Source organism: Oerskovia enterophila (assembly GCF_001692445.1).
Lineage (GTDB): Bacteria > Actinomycetota > Actinomycetes > Actinomycetales > Cellulomonadaceae > Oerskovia > Oerskovia enterophila.
Genome location: NZ_MAQA01000006.1, coordinates 22,945 through 41,814 on the forward strand (window position 1 = coordinate 22,945; position 18,870 = coordinate 41,814).

General features: G+C 66.6%; 16 protein-coding genes. All 16 read left to right on the forward strand.

Annotated elements, in window-relative coordinates; translation table 11 throughout:
* The first annotated feature begins 471 nt into the window (after positions 1-471).
* Complete coding sequence (gene rpoB / locus OERS_RS03945) at positions 472-3,996, forward strand: DNA-directed RNA polymerase subunit beta (RefSeq protein ID WP_056762583.1); 3,525 nt, start codon at positions 472-474, stop codon at positions 3,994-3,996.
* Between the two features lie 129 nt (positions 3,997-4,125).
* Positions 4,126-7,995 (forward strand): DNA-directed RNA polymerase subunit beta', encoded by a 3,870-nt coding sequence (locus tag OERS_RS03950; RefSeq protein WP_056653751.1) that lies wholly within the window; start codon positions 4,126-4,128, stop codon positions 7,993-7,995.
* A 380-nt stretch (positions 7,996-8,375) separates the two neighbouring features.
* Complete coding sequence (gene rpsL, locus OERS_RS03955) at positions 8,376-8,750, forward strand: 30S ribosomal protein S12 (RefSeq protein ID WP_021479869.1); 375 nt, start codon at positions 8,376-8,378, stop codon at positions 8,748-8,750.
* The gene (gene rpsG / locus OERS_RS03960; RefSeq protein WP_030151942.1) at positions 8,750-9,220 is read left to right on the forward strand and encodes a 30S ribosomal protein S7; all 471 of its coding nucleotides are present in this window, start codon (positions 8,750-8,752) and stop codon (positions 9,218-9,220) included. Before rpsL ends, rpsG begins: the two co-directional genes overlap by 1 nt.
* A gap of 108 nt (positions 9,221-9,328) precedes the next feature.
* Positions 9,329-11,434 (forward strand): elongation factor G, encoded by a 2,106-nt coding sequence (fusA, locus tag OERS_RS03965; protein WP_056653753.1) that lies wholly within the window; start codon positions 9,329-9,331, stop codon positions 11,432-11,434.
* Between the two features lie 118 nt (positions 11,435-11,552).
* Positions 11,553-12,743: an elongation factor Tu gene (gene tuf, locus OERS_RS03970; RefSeq protein WP_056653755.1), complete on the forward strand. Its 1,191-nt coding sequence runs from the start codon at positions 11,553-11,555 to the stop codon at positions 12,741-12,743.
* 1,017 nt (positions 12,744-13,760) lie between these two features.
* Positions 13,761-14,069, forward strand: a complete 309-nt coding sequence (gene rpsJ, locus OERS_RS03975) for a 30S ribosomal protein S10 (protein ID WP_012867945.1) — start codon at positions 13,761-13,763, stop codon at positions 14,067-14,069.
* A gap of 14 nt (positions 14,070-14,083) precedes the next feature.
* Positions 14,084-14,746, forward strand: coding sequence for a 50S ribosomal protein L3 (gene rplC / locus OERS_RS03980; protein WP_056653758.1), 663 nt, complete (start codon positions 14,084-14,086; stop codon positions 14,744-14,746).
* 5 nt (positions 14,747-14,751) lie between these two features.
* Positions 14,752-15,453, forward strand: coding sequence for a 50S ribosomal protein L4 (rplD, locus tag OERS_RS03985; RefSeq protein ID WP_056653761.1), 702 nt, complete (start codon positions 14,752-14,754; stop codon positions 15,451-15,453).
* On the forward strand, positions 15,450-15,752 hold the full coding sequence (gene rplW / locus OERS_RS03990; protein WP_056653763.1) for a 50S ribosomal protein L23: 303 nt from the start codon (positions 15,450-15,452) through the stop codon (positions 15,750-15,752). The genes rplD and rplW overlap by 4 nt, the downstream gene beginning before the upstream one ends.
* A 33-nt stretch (positions 15,753-15,785) precedes the next feature.
* On the forward strand, positions 15,786-16,622 hold the full coding sequence (gene rplB, locus OERS_RS03995) for a 50S ribosomal protein L2 (RefSeq protein WP_056653766.1): 837 nt from the start codon (positions 15,786-15,788) through the stop codon (positions 16,620-16,622).
* Positions 16,623-16,636: 14 nt separating this feature from the next.
* Entirely contained in the window at positions 16,637-16,918 is a 282-nt protein-coding gene (gene rpsS, locus OERS_RS04000; RefSeq protein WP_012867940.1) for a 30S ribosomal protein S19, read from the forward strand.
* Positions 16,919-16,988: 70 nt separating this feature from the next.
* Complete coding sequence (gene rplV, locus OERS_RS04005) at positions 16,989-17,360, forward strand: 50S ribosomal protein L22 (RefSeq protein ID WP_030151935.1); 372 nt, start codon at positions 16,989-16,991, stop codon at positions 17,358-17,360.
* Positions 17,360-18,202, forward strand: coding sequence for a 30S ribosomal protein S3 (rpsC, locus tag OERS_RS04010; RefSeq protein ID WP_030151934.1), 843 nt, complete (start codon positions 17,360-17,362; stop codon positions 18,200-18,202). Before rplV ends, rpsC begins: the two co-directional genes overlap by 1 nt.
* Positions 18,203-18,204: 2 nt before the next feature.
* A complete protein-coding gene (rplP, locus tag OERS_RS04015; protein WP_056653770.1) occupies positions 18,205-18,624 on the forward strand; it encodes a 50S ribosomal protein L16 in 420 nt (139 codons plus the stop codon).
* Positions 18,624-18,863 carry a 50S ribosomal protein L29 gene (gene rpmC / locus OERS_RS04020; RefSeq protein WP_056653772.1) on the forward strand — a complete coding sequence of 80 codons (240 nt, stop codon included), beginning with the start codon at positions 18,624-18,626 and terminating at the stop codon, positions 18,861-18,863. The genes rplP and rpmC overlap by 1 nt, the downstream gene beginning before the upstream one ends.
* Positions 18,864-18,870: the final 7 nt, after the last annotated feature.

Below are 18,870 nucleotides of genomic sequence, written 5' to 3' on the forward strand. Positions count from 1 at the left end.
TGCCCTTCGGGGCGGTAATCGCATGACAGGTCGCCTCGCGCGACCTGACAGGTAGCACAGGCGACGAGGCCCGCACCCTCCGGGGTGCGGGCCTCTCGTCGCTTGTGCGTCTCCCGGCCCGACGCCGGAGCCCACCTTCCAGGAGAAGGTGACCGGCGCCGTCGGGCAGGGAATTTTTCGTGTTCTTGGGCGGCATATGGCGGCCACCGAGAAGATGTCCTCACCGGTCCGGTGGGGGAGTGGAACGCGGCTCGACAACGGTCTTGACAGGCCGTGATTTGGCGTCGCTGGACACGCTTGACCGGGCCGGGTATGCTAGCGCTTTGCGCTCGCGTGTGCCCTCGGCACCCTCTGAACTGCCCGAACCGTCTCCGGTGTGCGTCCATCGTGCACCACGGCAGCCTCAGGGGGAAGAGGTCCTCCAGCCACGCAGCGTACAGCGTGCAATCGATCTGCAGGGAAGGACCCCTCTTGGCTGCCTCGCGCACCCCTTCTGCTCCGTCCGCCGACGCTATCGCGAACCGCACCGCTTCCCGGCGCGTCTCTTTCGCCAAGATCTACGAGCCTCTCGAGGTGCCCGACCTGCTCGGGCTCCAGACGGAGAGCTTCGACTGGCTGCTCGGCAACCCGGCGTGGCGCGCACGCGTCGACGCCGCGGCTGCTGCCGGTCGCCAGGACGTCCCCGCGACGTCGGGTCTCGAGGAGATCTTCGAGGAGATCTCCCCGATCGAGGACTTCGGCTCCTCCATGTCTCTCTCCTTCTCGAACCACCGTTTCGAGCCCCCGAAGTACACGGCCGAGGAGTGCAAGGAGAAGGACTTCACCTTCGCCGCGCCGCTCTTCGTCACCGCGGAGTTCGTGAACTACAACACCGGTGAGATCAAGAGCCAGACCGTCTTCATGGGCGACTTCCCGCTCATGACCGCGCGCGGCACCTTCATCATCAACGGCACCGAGCGCGTCGTCGTCTCGCAGCTCGTCCGTTCGCCCGGCGTGTACTTCGAGCGCCAGGCCGACAAGACGAGCGACAAGGACATCTACTCCGCGAAGATCATCCCGTCGCGCGGTGCGTGGCTGGAGTTCGAGATCGACAAGCGTGACGCCGTGGGCGTCCGCGTCGACCGCAAGCGCAAGCAGTCCGTCACGGTGCTGCTCAAGGCCCTCGGCGTGACCGAGTCGCAGATCCGCGAGGAGTTCGCGGACTTCCCGGCCGTGCTCGACACGCTCGAGAAGGACCACGTCCACACCGAGGAAGAGGCGCTCGTCGACCTCTACCGCAAGATCCGCCCGGGCGAGCCGCCCACGGTCGAGGCCGGCCGCTCGCTCCTCGAGAACTTCTACTTCAACCCCAAGCGCTACGACTTCGCGAAGGTCGGCCGCTACAAGGCGAACAAGAAGCTCGGCGTCGACGCACCCCTCGCGGACTCCACGCTGTCCGTCACGGACATCGTCGCGACGATCAAGTACCTCGCGGCCCTCCACGCAGAGGTCACGACGCTCCCCGGCACGCGTGCCGGCGAGCCCGTCGAGATCCGCGTCGAGACCGACGACATCGACCACTTCGGCAACCGTCGTATCCGCGCCGTGGGCGAGCTCATCCAGAACCAGGTGCGCACCGGTCTCTCGCGCATGGAGCGCGTCGTGCGCGAGCGCATGACGACCCAGGACGTCGAGGCGATCACGCCGCAGACCCTGATCAACATCCGCCCCGTGGTGGCGTCGATCAAGGAGTTCTTCGGCACCTCGCAGCTGTCGCAGTTCATGGACCAGAACAACCCGCTCGCCGGCCTGACGCACAAGCGTCGTCTGTCCGCGCTGGGCCCGGGTGGTCTGTCCCGTGACCGCGCCGGCATGGAGGTCCGTGACGTCCACCCGTCGCACTACGGCCGCATGTGCCCCATCGAGACCCCTGAAGGCCCGAACATCGGTCTGATCGGATCGCTCGCCTCCTACGGCCGGATCAACCCGTTCGGGTTCATCGAGACGCCGTACCGCAAGGTCGAGAACGGCAAGGTCTCCGACGAGGTCGTCTACCTGACGGCCGACGACGAGGACCGCTATGTCATCGCCCAGGCGAACACCGAGCTCAACGTGGACGGCTCGTTCCGTCAGGAGCGCGTCCTGGTCCGTACCAAGGGTGGCGAGACGGCTGACGTCCTCGGCACCGAGGTCGACTACATGGACGTCTCGCCGCGCCAGATGGTGTCGGTCGCGACCGCCCTCATCCCGTTCCTCGAGCACGACGACGCCAACCGCGCACTCATGGGTGCCAACATGCAGCGTCAGGCCGTGCCCCTGGTCCGTTCCGAGGCCCCGCTCGTCGGGACCGGCATGGAGCGTCGTGCAGCCATCGACGCCGGTGACGTCATCGTCGCCACCAAGCCCGGTGTCGTGACCGAGGTCTCGGCCGACATGATCGTCGTCGCCAACGACGACGCGACCACGACGAGCTACCGCGCGGCCAAGTTCCGCCGCTCGAACCAGGGCACGTCGTACAACCAGCGCGTCGTCGTCGACGAGGGCGCACGCGTCGAGGTCGGCTCCGTGCTGGCCGACGGCCCGGCGACCGACGAGGGCGAGCTCTCGCTCGGCCGCAACCTGCTGGTCGCGTTCATGTCCTGGGAAGGCCACAACTACGAGGACGCGATCATCCTGTCGCAGCGCCTCGTGCAGGACGACGTCCTGTCCTCGATCCACATCGAGGAGCACGAGGTCGACGCCCGCGACACGAAGCTCGGCCCCGAGGAGATCACGCGGGACATCCCGAACGTCTCCGAGGACGTCCTGGCGGACCTCGACGAGCGCGGAGTCATTCGCATCGGCGCAGAGGTCGGCGCGGGCGACGTGCTCGTCGGCAAGGTCACGCCCAAGGGCGAGACCGAGCTGACCCCCGAGGAGCGCCTGCTGCGCGCCATCTTCGGCGAGAAGGCCCGCGAGGTCCGCGACACGTCGCTCAAGGTTCCCCACGGCGAGTCCGGCACCGTCATCGGCGTCCGCGAGTTCAACCGTGAGGACGGCGACGAGCTGCCCGCCGGCGTCAACCAGCTGGTCCGCGTCTACATCGCGCAGCGACGCAAGATCACGGACGGCGACAAGCTCGCCGGCCGTCACGGCAACAAGGGTGTCATCTCGAAGATCCTCCCGGTCGAGGACATGCCCTTCCTCGAGGACGGCACCCCTGTGGACGTCATCCTCAACCCGCTGGGTGTCCCCGGTCGTATGAACGTCGGCCAGGTCCTCGAGACCCACCTCGGGTGGGTCGCCAAGCAGGGCTGGGACATCTCGCAGACGGACGGCGCAGCAGGCGAGGGCGACCTCTCCTGGAAGGAGCGCCTCCCCGTCGTCGCGGCATCGTCCGAGCCCGGTCGCCCCGTGGCCACCCCGGTCTTCGACGGCCTCGAGGAGGAGGCCCTCACGGGTCTGCTCTCCACGACGCTGCCGAACCGTGACGGCAACCGCATGGTCGGGCGCGACGGCAAGGCCCGTCTGTTCGACGGCCGCTCCGGCGAGCCGTTCCCGGAGCCGGTCTCCGTGGGCTACATGTACATCCTGAAGCTCCACCACCTGGTGGACGACAAGATCCACGCCCGCTCGACCGGTCCGTACTCCATGATCACGCAGCAGCCGCTGGGTGGTAAGGCGCAGTTCGGTGGACAGCGTTTCGGCGAGATGGAGGTGTGGGCGCTCGAGGCTTATGGCGCGGCGTACACCCTCCAGGAGCTGCTGACGATCAAGTCCGACGACGTCCCGGGCCGTGTCAAGGTCTACGAGGCGATCGTCAAGGGCGAGAACATCCCCGACTCGGGCATCCCGGAGTCCTTCAAGGTTCTCCTCAAGGAGATGCAGTCGCTGTGCCTGAACGTCGAGGTGCTCTCCAGCGACGGTGTCTCCATCGAGATGCGTGAGTCGGACGACGACGTGTACCGCGCTGCCGAGGAGCTCGGCATCGACCTCTCGCGTCGCCCCAACGCAGCATCCAGCATCGACGAGATCTGATCTCGGAAGCGGTGGGGGCGTTCGTGACGAACGACCGCCCCCACCGCCACCCGACACTCTGTAGCACCTCCACCGCGCCGGCCGGGACGAACCCCGGACAGGCCGGCAGACGAAGGAAGTAGGACCACCTTGCTCGACGTCAATGTCTTCGACGAGCTGCGTATCGGACTGGCCACGGCAGACGACATCCGTGACTGGTCTCACGGCGAGGTCAAGAAGCCTGAGACCATCAACTACCGCACCCTCAAGCCGGAGAAGGACGGGCTCTTCTGCGAGAAGATCTTCGGTCCCACCCGTGACTGGGAGTGCTACTGCGGCAAGTACAAGCGCGTGCGCTTCAAGGGCATCATCTGCGAGCGCTGCGGCGTCGAGGTGACGCGCTCGAAGGTGCGCCGCGAGCGCATGGGCCACATCGAGCTCGCCGCTCCTGTCACGCACATCTGGTTCTTCAAGGGTGTGCCCTCCCGCCTCGGTTACCTCCTCGACCTCGCGCCGAAGGACCTCGAGAAGGTCATCTACTTCGCCGCGTACATGATCACGTCGGTCGACGTCGAGGGCCGTCAGGAAGACCTCCCCAACCTCCAGAACGAGATCGACCTGGAGAAGAAGGAGATCACGGACCGTCGCGACAACGACATCAACACCCGTGCCCAGAAGCTCGAGGCCGACCTGGCCGCGCTCGAGGCCGAGGGCGCTCGCGCCGACGCCCGCCGCAAGGTCCGCGACTCGGCCGAGCGCGAGATGGCGGCGATCCGCAAGCGTTCCGACGCCGAGCTCGACCGCCTGGACCAGGTCTGGGACCGCTTCAAGAACCTCAAGGTCGCCGACCTCGAGGGCGACGAGATGCTGTACCGCGCCCTCCAGGACCGCTACGGCAACTACTTCGAGGGCTCGATGGGCGCCGCGGCGATCCAGAAGCGCCTCCAGGACTTCGACCTGGCGGCCGAGGCGGATCTCCTGCGCGAGATCATCCGCTCGGGCAAGGGCCAGAAGAAGACCCGTGCGCTCAAGCGCCTCAAGGTCGTCAACGCGTTCCTGACGACCACGAACTCGCCCACGGGCATGGTGCTGGACGCCGTCCCGGTCATCCCGCCGGACCTGCGCCCCATGGTGCAGCTCGACGGTGGCCGCTTCGCGACCTCGGACCTGAACGACCTGTACCGCCGCGTGATCAACCGGAACAACCGCCTCAAGCGTCTTCTCGACCTGGGTGCGCCGGAGATCATCGTCAACAACGAGAAGCGCATGCTGCAGGAGGCTGTGGACTCGCTCTTCGACAACGGCCGTCGTGGTCGCCCGGTCACGGGCCCCGGCAACCGTCCGTTGAAGTCGATCTCCGACATGCTCAAGGGCAAGCAGGGTCGATTCCGTCAGAACCTGCTCGGCAAGCGTGTCGACTACTCGGGCCGTTCGGTCATCGTGGTCGGCCCGCAGCTCAAGCTGCACCAGTGCGGTCTGCCCAAGCAGATGGCCCTCGAGCTCTTCAAGCCGTTCGTGATGAAGCGCCTCGTGGACCTGAACCACGCGCAGAACATCAAGAGCGCCAAGCGCATGGTCGAGCGCGCGCGCCCGGTCGTGTGGGACGTCCTCGAAGAGGTCATCACCGAGCACCCGGTGCTGCTCAACCGTGCACCGACGCTGCACCGTCTCGGTATCCAGGCGTTCGAGCCCCAGCTGGTCGAGGGCAAGGCCATCCACCTGCACCCGCTCGTGTGTGCCGCGTTCAACGCGGACTTCGACGGTGACCAGATGGCCGTGCACCTGCCGCTGTCGGCCGAGGCCCAGGCCGAGGCCCGCATCCTCATGCTCTCGAGCAACAACATCCTGAAGCCGTCGGACGGCCGTCCGGTGACCATGCCCTCGCAGGACATGATCATCGGCCTGTACCACCTGACGAACGACAAGAAGGATGCCAAGGGTGCAGGGCGTGCGTTCAGCTCCGTCGCCGAGGCCATCATGGCCTTCGACGGTGGGACGCTGGACCTGAACGCCGAGGTCAGCATCCGCATGGACGGCCTCGTCTTCGCCGAGGGCGACGCCCCCGAGGGCTTCGTCCCGGGCGAGCCGTTCGTCTTCGCGACGACGCTCGGCCGCGCGCTCTTCAACGAGACGCTCCCGGTCAGCTACGGCTACGTCAACGGGATCGTCGACAAGAAGAAGCTCTCGACGATCGTCAACGAGCTCGCCGAGACCTACCCCAAGGTCGAGGTCGCTGCCTCGCTCGACGCCCTCAAGGAGGCCGGCTTCCGCTGGGCCACCCGTTCGGGTGTCACCATCGCGATCTCCGACGTCGCGACGCCGAGCGAGAAGGCCGCGATCCTGGAGGAGCACGAGGCTCGTGCGCTCAAGGTCCAGCAGGAGTACGAGCGTGGTCTGATCACGGACGACGAGCGCCGTCAGGAGCTCATCGAGATCTGGACCCAGGCCACCGACAAGGTCGCCACCGCGATGCGCGCGAGCTTCCCCGAGCGCAACACCGTCTACACGATGGTCGGCTCGGGTGCTCGTGGTAACTGGATGCAGGTCCGTCAGATCGCCGGTATGCGCGGCCTCGTGGCGAACCCGAAGGGTGAGATCATCCCTCGCCCGATCAAGTCCAACTACCGTGAGGGCCTCTCGGTCCTCGAGTACTTCATCGCGACGCACGGTGCCCGTAAGGGCCTCGCCGACACCGCCCTGCGTACGGCCGACTCGGGTTACCTGACCCGTCGTCTGGTCGACGTGTCGCAGGACGTCATCGTCCGCGAGGAGGACTGCGGCACCGAGCGTGGTCTGACGCTGCCCGTCGGGGAGAAGATCGGCGACCGCCTGGTCCGTCACGACAAGGTCGAGACGAGCATCTACTCCCGCACGCTGGCCTCCGACGTGCAGGACGCCGACGGCAACCTCATCGCCAAGGGTGGGGAGGACGCCGGTGACCTGGTCATCGACGCGCTCCTCGCTGCCGGGATCGACACGGTCAAGGTCCGCTCGGTCCTGACCTGCGAGTCCCGCGTCGGTACGTGCGCCAAGTGCTACGGCCGTTCGCTGGCCACGGGCAAGCTCGTCGACATCGGCGAGGCCGTCGGCATCATCGCGGCCCAGTCGATCGGTGAGCCCGGCACCCAGCTGACGATGCGTACGTTCCACACCGGTGGTGTGGCCTCCGCGGACGACATCACGCAGGGTCTGCCCCGTGTGACCGAGCTCTTCGAGGCACGTACCCCGAAGGGTGAGGGCCCCATCGCGGAGTTCTCGGGTCGGATCACGATCGACGAGGCGGAGCGCACGCGCCGCATCGTCCTGACCCCCGACGACGGCTCGGAAGAGCTCGCCTACCCGGTGACGAAGCGTTCGCGCCTCCTCGTCAGCGACGGCGACCACGTCGAGGTCGGTACCCAGCTGGTCCAGGGTGCGGTCGACCCCAAGAAGGTCCTGCGCATCCTCGGCCCCCGTGCCACCCAGAAGCACCTGGTGGACGAGGTCCAGGAGGTCTACCGCTCCCAGGGCGTGGACATCCACGACAAGCACATCGAGGTCATCGTGCGGCAGATGCTGCGTCGCGTGACCGTGCTGGACTCGGGCGACTCGCAGCTGCTCCCGGGCGAGCTGGCCGAGCGTGGACGTTTCGAGGACCTCAACCGTCGGGCCGTGGCGGAGGGTGGCCAGCCGGCCTCCGGCCGTCCCGAGCTCATGGGGATCACGAAGGCGTCGCTCGCGACCGACTCGTGGCTCTCGGCGGCCTCCTTCCAGGAGACGACGCGCGTCCTCACCGAGGCAGCGATGAGCGGTCGTCGTGACCCGCTCCTCGGCCTCAAGGAGAACGTCATCCTCGGTAAGCTCATCCCGGCCGGTACGGGTCTGCCCCGCTACCGCAACGTCGAGGTCGAGCCCACCGAGCAGGCCAAGACCGAGCTCTACCCGAGCTTCGGCTACGACGAGATCGACTTCCAGGGGCTCGGCATGGGCTCCGGCGAGGCGATCCCGCTCGAGGACCTGGACTTCGGCGACTACCGCTGATCCTGTCCCCGCAGCCCGGCGACGTCTCGTCGTCGGGCCGCGGGGGAGCGAGTAGCACAGGGGGTGGTCGTGGCGCGTTCGACGCGCCGCGACCACCCCCTCTCGCTTTGACTACCTGCCAACTGGCAGGTATCGTGAATGACCGTGCCCGCGCCGTCGGGCTCGCTGTGGTGTTCTCCAGCGAGCCGATGTGAGTGCGCGAGCATTCCGGTCCCTGTGTTCCTCGGATGATCCGTGGTTCGGGGCCCGGACCATCGAGCCGGTGGTACGTGGCGATTGCGACGCTCTGCGTCGCAGGTGCCGTTTGCCGTCGGCGCCCACAGCCCGTAGACCACCGCCGGGGTTCGCCCCGGTCCAGCTCGAGAAGACACGGAGACGTAGTGCCTACGATCCAGCAGCTCGTCCGCAAGGGGCGGACCTCGAAGGTCGGGAAGTCCAAGACTCCCGCCCTCAAGGGTTCCCCGCAGCGGCGTGGTGTGTGCACGCGTGTGTACACCACCACCCCCAAGAAGCCGAACTCCGCACTGCGCAAGGTCGCACGCGTGAAGCTGTCCTCGCAGGTCGAGGTCACCGCGTACATCCCCGGTGTCGGCCACAACCTCCAGGAGCACTCCATCGTGCTCGTCCGCGGCGGCCGTGTGAAGGACCTCCCCGGTGTCCGCTACAAGATCGTCCGTGGCGCACTCGACACCCAGGGCGTCAAGAACCGCAAGCAGGCTCGCAGCCGCTACGGCGCCAAGAAGGAGAAGAGCTAATGCCTCGTAAGGGCCCCGCCCCGAAGCGGCCGCTCATCGTCGACCCTGTCTACGGTTCCCCGGTCGTCACGCAGCTCATCAACAAGGTCCTCTTGGACGGCAAGAAGTCGACCGCCGAGGCGATCGTCTACGGTGCCCTCGAGGGTGTCCGCGCGAAGACCGACGGCGACCCCGTCGTCGTCCTCAAGCGTGCGCTCGAGAACGTGCGCCCGGCCCTCGAGGTCCGCTCTCGCCGTGTCGGTGGCGCGACCTACCAGGTCCCCGTCGAGGTGCGCCCCACGCGTTCCACGACGCTCGCGCTGCGCTGGCTCACGGACTACTCGCGCGCCCGTCGCGAGAAGACCATGACCGAGCGCCTCATGAACGAGATCCTCGACGCGAGCAACGGCCTCGGTGCCGCGGTCAAGCGTCGCGAGGACATGCACAAGATGGCCGAGTCCAACAAGGCCTTCGCGCACTACCGCTGGTAGTCCGACCGACCGGCCCTGGGGGTTCACCCCCGGGGCCGTCGGCGGGTCCAGCCGGCCTCTCGGTCGAAGCATCGCCCCCGACTCAACCCACACAAAGGGGAAGTACCCGTGGCACACGACGTGCTGACCGACCTGAACAAGGTCCGCAACATCGGCATCATGGCCCACATCGATGCCGGTAAGACCACGACCACCGAGCGCATCCTGTTCTACACCGGGGTGAACTACAAGATCGGTGAGACGCACGACGGCGCGTCGACGACCGACTGGATGGAGCAGGAGAAGGAGCGCGGCATCACGATCACGTCTGCCGCCGTGACCTGCTTCTGGAACAAGAACCAGATCAACATCATCGACACCCCGGGCCACGTGGACTTCACGGTCGAGGTCGAGCGCTCCCTGCGCGTGCTCGACGGCGCTGTTGCTGTCTTCGACGGCAAGGAGGGCGTCGAGCCCCAGTCCGAGACCGTCTGGCGCCAGGCCGACAAGTACAACGTCCCGCGCATCTGCTTCGTCAACAAGATGGACAAGCTCGGCGCGGACTTCTACTTCACGGTCGACACCATCGTGAACCGCCTCAAGGCCAAGCCGCTGGTCATCCAGCTGCCGATCGGCTCGGAGAGCGAGTTCACGGGCGTCGTCGACCTGCTCGAGATGCGCGCGCTCGTCTGGCGCGGCGAGACCAAGATGGGCGAGGCCTACGAGATCGAGGAGATCCCCGCGGACCTCCTCGAGAAGGCCAAGACCTACCGTGCCGAGCTCGTCGAGAACGTCGCCGAGGCCGACGAGGAGCTTCTCGAGAAGTACCTCAACGGTGAAGAGCTGACGATCGCGGAGATCAAGTCCGCGATCCGCAAGCTCACCGTCTCGGGCGAGGCCTTCCCCGTCCTGTGCGGCTCCGCGTTCAAGAACAAGGGCGTCCAGCCCATGCTCGACGCGGTCATCGACTACCTCCCCTCGCCCCTCGACGTCCCGGCCATCAACGGTCACGACGTCAAGGACGAGGAGAAGATCGTCGAGCGCCACCCCGACGCCACGGAGCCCTTCGCGGCCCTGGCGTTCAAGGTCGCCTCGCACCCGTTCTTCGGCAAGCTGACGTACGTCCGCGTCTACTCCGGCCAGGTCACGCCGGGCACCCAGGTGCTCAACGCGACCAAGGGCAAGAAGGAGCGTCTGGGCAAGATCTTCCAGATGCACTCCAACAAGGAGAACGCGGTCGAGCTCGGCAGCGCCGGCCACATCTACGCGTTCATCGGCCTCAAGGACACGACGACCGGTGACACCCTGTGTGACATCGCGAACCCCGTGGTCCTCGAGTCGATGACCTTCCCGGAGCCCGTCATCGACGTGGCCATCGAGCCCAAGACGAAGGCCGACCAGGAGAAGCTCTCGGTCGCCATCCAGAAGCTCGCCGAGGAGGACCCGACCTTCCGCGTCAAGCTCGACGAGGAGACCGGCCAGACCGTCATCGGCGGCATGGGCGAGCTCCACCTCGACATCCTCGTCGACCGCATGCGTCGCGAGTTCAACGTCGAGGCGAACGTCGGCAAGCCGCAGGTCGCGTACCGCGAGACCATCCGCCGCGCGGCGGAGAAGATCGACTACACGCACAAGAAGCAGACCGGTGGTTCGGGTCAGTTCGCCAAGGTGCAGGTCACCTTCGAGCCTCTCGACCTGACCGAGGGCGGCGAGCTCTACGAGTTCAAGAACGCCGTCACCGGTGGTCGCATCCCGCGTGAGTACATCCCGTCGGTCGACGCTGGTATCCAGGCCGCCCTCCAGCTGGGTGTCCTCGCCGGCTTCCCGCTCGTGGGCGTGAAGGCTACGCTCATCGACGGCGCGTACCATGATGTCGACTCCTCGGAGATGGCATTCAAGATTGCCGGCTCGATGGTCCTCAAGGAGGGCGTCAAGCGGGCGGACCCGGTTCTGCTGGAGCCGGTCATGGCGGTCGAGGTGCGTACGCCCGAGGAGTACATGGGCGACGTGATCGGTGACCTCAACTCTCGTCGCGGCATGATCCAGTCCATGGAGGACGCGACGGGTGTCAAGGTCATCCGTGCTCAAGTACCGTTGTCCGAGATGTTCGGGTACATCGGCGACCTGCGGTCCAAGACCCAGGGTCGTGCTGTGTACTCGATGTCATTCGACAGCTATGCCGAGGTCCCTCGGAACGTTGCCGAAGAGATCATCAAGAAGACCCGGGGCGAGTGAGTCCCCACAGGTCGAAGACCCTGTAACAACCATCAACCTGTAGCGACCCGCACGCCCCGCAGATGTCTTGTGCATCTGCATCGTTCGGCACAACTACCCAAGTCCCAGGAGGACCCCAGTGGCGAAGGCCAAGTTCGAGCGGACCAAGCCGCACGTCAATGTCGGCACCATCGGTCACGTCGACCACGGTAAGACGACCCTGACGGCAGCGATCTCCAAGGTGCTGCACGACAAGTACCCGGACGTGAACCCCGAGTTCAAGTTCGACGAGATCGACAAGGCTCCGGAAGAGAAGCAGCGCGGTATCACGATCAACATCGCGCACATCGAGTACGAGACGGAGAAGCGTCACTACGCTCACGTCGACGCTCCCGGGCACGCCGACTACATCAAGAACATGATCACCGGTGCCGCTCAGATGGACGGCGCGATCCTCGTGGTCGCGGCGACCGACGGCCCCATGGCCCAGACGCGTGAGCACGTTCTGCTCGCCCGCCAGGTGGGTGTCCCCTACCTGCTGGTCGCGCTGAACAAGTCCGACATGGTCGAGGACGAGGAAATCCTCGAGCTCGTCGAGATGGAGGTGCGTGAGCTCCTCTCGTCGCAGGGCTTCGACGGCGACGAGGCCCCCGTGGTCCGCGTCTCCGGTCTGAAGGCTCTCGAGGGCGACCCCGAGTGGGTCAAGTCCGTCGAGGCGCTCATGGAGGCCGTGGACGAGAACGTCCCCGAGCCCGTCCGTGAGCTCGACAAGCCCTTCCTCATGCCTGTCGAGGACGTCTTCACGATCACCGGTCGTGGCACCGTCGTCACCGGCAAGGTCGAGCGCGGCACCCTCGCGGTCAACTCCGAGGTCGAGATCGTCGGCATCCGCAACCCGCAGAAGACCACGGTCACGGGTATCGAGACGTTCCACAAGCAGATGGACGAGGCTCAGGCCGGCGACAACACCGGTCTGCTGCTCCGCGGCATCAAGCGCGAGGACGTCGAGCGCGGCCAGGTCGTCGTCAAGCCGGGTTCGATCACCCCGCACACCGACTTCGAGGCTCAGGTCTACATCCTGGGCAAGGACGAGGGTGGGCGTCACAACCCGTTCTACTCGAACTACCGTCCGCAGTTCTACTTCCGCACCACGGACGTCACCGGCGTCATCACGCTGCCCGAGGGCACCGAGATGGTCATGCCTGGTGACAACACCGAGATGACGGTCGCGCTGATCCAGCCGATCGCCATGGAGGAGGGCCTCGGCTTCGCCATCCGTGAGGGCGGCCGTACGGTCGGTTCGGGCCGTGTCACGAAGATCATCAAGTGATCTTCTGACCACCTGATCCACCCCGGCAGCTCCTGAGCCTCGCGCTCGGGGAGCCGGGAGGATTGACCGAAGGGCCCGGGTACCGCAAGGTACCCGGGCCCTTCGTCGTCCCCGGACGCCTGGCCGGCCGCGCCTGACCCCGACGCCGAGGGTGCGCCGCGACGCCGTCGTCCTCGCGTGCTGATGCCGGTGGACCTGATGTCGAAGGTCGAGCCGCCAGGGACCGCCTGCGGACGTCGAGTCGTCCGACGAGCCGGTGGGCGTCGTCGCTCCGTGCGGTCGCGGGGGAGAGGGCAGGGCGAGGCTCCATCGAGCGACTCACCGCCGGCCTGGGGTCGTGTCCGGTCGTGCGAGGCGCCTCGAGCGGGGGTGTGCGGGGCGGATCGGCAGGTTCCGGCGGTGTGATCTCCCACCGATCTGGAATCTGGTGGGGGCGCCGTCGCGTCGCATCGATGCAGGTGAGGCGTGCGTGGGCGGTCCACGGTTCCCGGTGCCGGGCCGATCGCGGGTGTGAGGGCGGTCACTTCGTCCTGCGAGGCCCGTCCGGGCGGTTACCCTAGAAGGACCGACAAGCCCGCACTGCGCGTGAGCGTGTCGGTCGGAGCGTGGGGACAGTCCCTCTGAGGGCAGAGTCACACGCACCATGATTGGTCTTCCACGGCTTCCTGTGGCAGACTGTTCAGGTTGCCTGTTACGGGTGCGCTCTTTCATGTGTCGAACAGTGTGTTGAACCGCTAAGCATGCGGACCTCGGTATTCCGGGGTTGCCGCGGGTTGAACTCTCTGTCGATACGGATCGAGGACCCCGCGGAGCTCAGGTTCTGCACAGGCTCGACAACGTTGTGAACGGCTGTGACGCCGTCGGGCGCCAGAAGTTGGCCCGATGCGTGAGCGGTTCACATATCCAACGGCCCTGCACCGTTCCTCGGTGCGTGCGCTGGGTAGGTCGCGATAGGCGACACGCCCGAGCGCGGGGGTCGGACAGCTAGCGGTTCGAGAGAGAGAGTCAGACGACGCCATGGCGGGACAGAAGATCCGCATCCGGCTCAAGTCCTACGACCACGAGGTGATTGACAGCTCGGCGCGCAAGATCGTCGACACTGTCACCCGCGCTGGTGCAACGGTCGTGGGCCCGGTGCCGCTGCCGACGGAGAAGAACGTCTTCTGCGTCATCCGGTCGCCTCACAAGTACAAGGACAGCCGCGAGCACTTCGAGATGCGCACGCACAAGCGGCTTATCGACATCATCGATCCCACTCCGAAGGCCGTCGACTCGCTCATGCGTCTCGACCTGCCTGCGGACGTGAACATCGAGATCAAGCTCTGAGGCGGGAGGACAACATGACTACCCCCCAGCAGAACGAGCGGCCCGTCACGGCCGTGCTCGGCACGAAGCTCGGCATGACCCAGCTCTGGGACGAGGCCGGTCGCCTGGTTCCCGTCACGGTCGTTGCCGTGGGCACGAACGTCGTGACCCAGGTCCGTACCGACGAGGTCGACGGCTACAGCGCGGTCCAGCTGGCTGCAGGCCAGATCGACCCGCGCAAGGTCACGAAGCCCCTCAAGGGTCACTTCGAGAAGGCCGGCGTCACGCCGCGCCGTCACGTGACCGAGGTCCGCACGACCAACGCCGGTGAGTACACCCTCGGCCAGGAGATCACCGCGGAGGTCTTCACGGCCGGCGCGAAGGTCGACGTCCAGGGCACCACCAAGGGCAAGGGCACGGCCGGTGTCATGAAGCGTCACGGCTTCCACGGCGCGCCTGCCTCCCACGGTGCACACCGTAACCACCGCAAGCCTGGTTCGATCGGTGGGGCCTCGACCCCGGGTCGAGTCTTCAAGGGCGTGCGCATGGCTGGTCGCATGGGTTTCGACCAGCAGACCACGCAGAACCTGACCGTCCACGCGGTCGACGCAGAGAAGGGTCTGCTGCTCGTCAAGGGCGCAGTGCCCGGCCCCAAGGGCGGCGTCGTCCTCGTGCGTAGCGCCGTGAAGGGAGCATGACACTCATGGCAGCTCTCACTGTTGACGTCCTCGACGCCACGGGCAAGAAGGCCGGCACCGCCGAGCTTCCCGCCGAGGTGTTCGACGTCCAGACGAACGTCCCGCTGATCCACCAGGTTGTCGTCGCGCAGCTCGCTGCAGCCCGTCAGGGCACGCACGACACCAAGAGCCGCGGCGAGGTCCGCGGTGGTGGACGCAAGCCGTACAAGCAGAAGGGCACCGGCCGCGCCCGTCAGGGTTCGACCCGTGCGCCTCAGTTCGCCGGCGGTGGGGTCGTTCACGGCCCGACGCCGCGCGACTACAGCCAGCGCACCCCCAAGAAGATGAAGGCTGCTGCCCTGCGCGGCGCCCTCTCCGACCGGGCTCGTGCAGGCCGTGTCCACGTCGTGTCCGGCTTCGGGATCGACGGCCAGCCGTCGACCAAGGCCGCGATCTCCTCGCTCGCCAACCTCTCTCCCCGCAAGCACGTGCTCGTGGTGCTGGAGCGCGGCGACGAGCTGACGAGCAAGTCGCTCCGCAACGCGGAGCAGGTGCACCTCCTGGTCGCTGACCAGCTGAACACCTACGACGTGCTGGTCTCCGACGACGTGGTCTTCACCGAGGGCGCACTCGCTGCGTTCCTCGCCGGACCCGCCACGGGCTCGTCGGTCAAGGCCGTCGCGTCCGAGTCGGAAGCAGCTGACGAGGCCGAGGAGGCCGCGAAGTGACCGCCGTGACGAAGGACCCCCGCGACATCCTGCTCGCGCCGGTGGTCTCCGAGAAGAGCTACGGGCTCCTCGACGAGGGTAAGTACACCTTCCTCGTGGACCCGCGGGCCAACAAGACCGAGATCAAGATCGCTGTCGAGCAGATCTTCTCGGTCAAGGTTGCCTCCGTGAACACGATCAACCGCAAGGGCAAGACCCGGCGGACGCGTTTCGGACTGGGCAAGCGCAAGGACACCAAGCGTGCGATCATCACCCTCCGCGAGGGCACGATCGACATCTTCGGCGGGCCGGTCGGCTGAGGCCGGACGAGAGCAGATTGAGGACAGATCCCCATGGGAATCCGTAAGTACAAGCCGACGACGCCCGGCCGCCGCGGCTCGAGCGTTGCCGACTTCGTCGAGATCACGCGCTCGCAGCCGGAGAAGTCGCTGGTCCGTCCGCTCACCAAGAGCGGTGGCCGCAACAGCACCGGTCGCATCACCACCCGTCACAAGGGTGGTGGCCACAAGCGCGCATACCGAGTCATCGACTTCCGTCGTCACGACAAGGACGGCGTGCCCGCGAAGGTCGCTCACATCGAGTACGACCCCAACCGCACGGCACGCATCGCGCTCCTGCACTACGCGGACGGCGAGAAGCGCTACATCATCGCGCCGAACAAGCTGAAGCAGGGCGACGTCATCGAGAACGGCGCCGGCGCCGACATCAAGCCCGGCAACAACCTGCCGTTGCGCAACATCCCGACCGGTACGGTCATCCACGCCATCGAGCTCAAGCCCGGTGGCGGCGCGAAGATCGCCCGTTCGGCTGGTGCCTCCGTGCAGCTCGTCGCCAAGGACGGCCCCTACGCCCAGCTGCGTATGCCGTCCGGTGAGATCCGCAACGTCGACCTGCGCTGCCGCGCGACGGTCGGCGAGGTGGGCAACGCCGAGCAGTCGAACATCAACTGGGGCAAGGCCGGCCGTATGCGCTGGAAGGGCAAGCGCCCCTCCGTCCGTGGTGTCGCCATGAACCCGATCGACCACCCTCACGGTGGTGGTGAAGGCAAGACCTCCGGTGGACGTCACCCGGTCAGCCCCTGGGGCCAGGCCGAAGGTCGTACCCGCCGTCCCAACAAGCCGAGCGACAAGCTGATCGTGCGTCGTCGCCGTACCGGCAAGAAGCGCTGATAGGAGCCTGACAGATGCCACGCAGCCTGAAGAAGGGCCCCTTCGTCGATGGACACCTTCAGAAGAAGGTGGACGTCCAGAACGAGAAGGGGACCAAGAACGTCATCAAGACCTGGTCCCGTCGGTCGGTCATCACGCCCGACTTCCTCGGTCACACTTTTGCCGTGCACGACGGACGCAAGCACACTCCGGTGTTCGTCACCGAGTCGATGGTTGGCCACAAGCTCGGCGAGTTCGCACCCACCCGGACCTTCCGCGGCCACGTGAAGGACGACAAGAAGGGCCGTCGTCGCTGATCTGCGTGCAGACGCAGATCAAGAGACGACGACTCCGAACGTCATGACGAGACAAGAAGGCAGGACAGCAATGGAAGCCAAGGCGCAGGCGCGGTTCGTCCGTGTCACGCCCCAGAAGGCCCGGCGCGTCGTGGACCTCATCCGTGGCAAGCAGGCCACCGAGGCCGTCGCGGTGCTGAAGTTCGCACCGCAGGCCGCGAGTGAGCCCATCCGCAAGGTCGTGGAGAGCGCGATCGCGAACGCACGGGTGAAGGCCGACCGCGCGAGCGTGGCATTCGACGAGCAGGAGCTCGTCGTTGCCCAGGCGTTCGTGGACGAGGGCCCGACCCTCAAGCGGTTCCGGCCTCGCGCTCAGGGGCGCGCGAGCCAGATCCTCAAGCGGACGAGCCACATCACCGTGGTTCTCGTTCCGCGCGAAGACACGAAGGGAAGGGCCCGATAGTGGGACAGAAGGTTCACCCGCACGGGTACCGCCTCGGCATCACCACCGACCACCGGTCGCGTTGGTTCGCCGACAGCACCAAGCCCGGACAGCGGTACCGCGACTACGTCCGTGAGGACGTCCAGATCCGCAAGCTCATGGCCACGGGCCTCGAGCGTGCCGGCATCTCCAAGGTCGAGATCGAGCGCACCCGCGACCGTGTTCGTGTGGACATCCACACCGCACGTCCGGGCATCGTCATCGGCCGCCGTGGCGCAGAGGCAGACCGCATCCGCGGCGAGCTCGAGAAGCTCACGGGCAAGCAGGTCCAGCTCAACATCCTCGAGGTCAAGAACGCTGAGATCGATGCTCAGCTCGTGGCCCAGGGGATCGCGGAGCAGCTCGCGAGCCGCGTGTCCTTCCGTCGTGCGATGCGCAAGGGCATGCAGTCCGCGCAGCGCGCCGGCGCCAAGGGCATCCGTGTCCAGTGCTCGGGTCGTCTCGGCGGCGCCGAGATGAGCCGCTCGGAGTTCTACCGCGAAGGCCGTGTGCCGCTGCACACGCTCCGCGCGAACATCGACTACGGCTTCTTCGAGGCCCGCACCACCTTCGGCCGTATCGGCGTCAAGGTGTGGATCTACAAGGGCGACATGACCGAGAAGGAGTTCGCTGCGCAGCAGGCGACCGCCGCTCCCCGCCAGGGCCGTGGTGGCCCCCGCGGTGGCGACCGTCCTGACCGTGGTGGAGACCGTCGCGGTGCTGGTCGTCGCAACGAGCGTCCGGCACAGTCCGAGGCACCTGCAGCTGCAGGGGCGGAGGCACCTGTCGCCGAGAAGGCTCCTGAGTCCGGAACGGAGGCCTGAGCATGCTGATCCCGCGCAGGCTGAAGCACCGCAAGCAGCACCACCCCTCGCGCTCCGGCGCCTCGAAGGGTGGCAACCAGATCGCGTTCGGCGAGTTCGGCATCCAGGCTCTCGAGCCTGCGTACGTCACGAACCGCCAGATCGAGGCTGCTCGTATCGCGATGACCCGCCACATCAAGCGAGGCGGAAAGGTCTGGATCAACATCTACCCGGACCGTCCGCTGACCAAGAAGCCGGCGGAGACCCGCATGGGTTCTGGTAAGGGTTCGCCCGAGTGGTGGATCTCCAACGTCAAGCCCGGCCGTATCATCTTCGAGCTGGCCGGTGTACCGGAGCCCCTGGCTCGCGAGGCCATGCGCCGCGCGATCCACAAGCTCCCGATGAAGTGCCGTTTCGTGGTGCGCGAGGGTGGTGGCAACTGATGGCTATCGGAACCAAGGAACTGGGTTCGAGCGAGCTGGACACGTTCGATGACGAGAAGCTCGTCGCCGAGCTGAAGAAGGCCAAGGAGGAGCTTTTCAACCTCCGCTTCCAGTCGGCCACCGGTCAGCTGGAGAGCCACGGTCGCCTGAAGGCCGTGCGTCGCGACATCGCGCGGATCTACACGATCCTGCGTGAGCGCGAGCTCGGTATCCGTACCGCACCGAGCGTGAGTGAGTGAGGCTGGA

Bases quoted from the DNA above. Each gene is read 5' to 3' on its own strand.
- rpsG (WP_030151942.1), top strand. From the start codon at position 8,750: ATGCCTCGTAAGGGCCCCGCCCCGAAGCGGCCGCTCATCGTCGACCCT.
- rpsJ (WP_012867945.1), top strand. From the start codon at position 13,761: ATGGCGGGACAGAAGATCCGCATCCGGCTCAAGTCCTACGACCACGAG.
- rplC (WP_056653758.1), top strand. From the start codon at position 14,084: ATGACTACCCCCCAGCAGAACGAGCGGCCCGTCACGGCCGTGCTCGGC.
- rplD (WP_056653761.1), top strand. From the start codon at position 14,752: ATGGCAGCTCTCACTGTTGACGTCCTCGACGCCACGGGCAAGAAGGCC.
- rplB (WP_056653766.1), top strand. From the start codon at position 15,786: ATGGGAATCCGTAAGTACAAGCCGACGACGCCCGGCCGCCGCGGCTCG.
- rpsS (WP_012867940.1), top strand. From the start codon at position 16,637: ATGCCACGCAGCCTGAAGAAGGGCCCCTTCGTCGATGGACACCTTCAG.
- rplV (WP_030151935.1), top strand. From the start codon at position 16,989: ATGGAAGCCAAGGCGCAGGCGCGGTTCGTCCGTGTCACGCCCCAGAAG.
- rplP (WP_056653770.1), top strand. From the start codon at position 18,205: ATGCTGATCCCGCGCAGGCTGAAGCACCGCAAGCAGCACCACCCCTCG.
- rpmC (WP_056653772.1), top strand. From the start codon at position 18,624: ATGGCTATCGGAACCAAGGAACTGGGTTCGAGCGAGCTGGACACGTTC.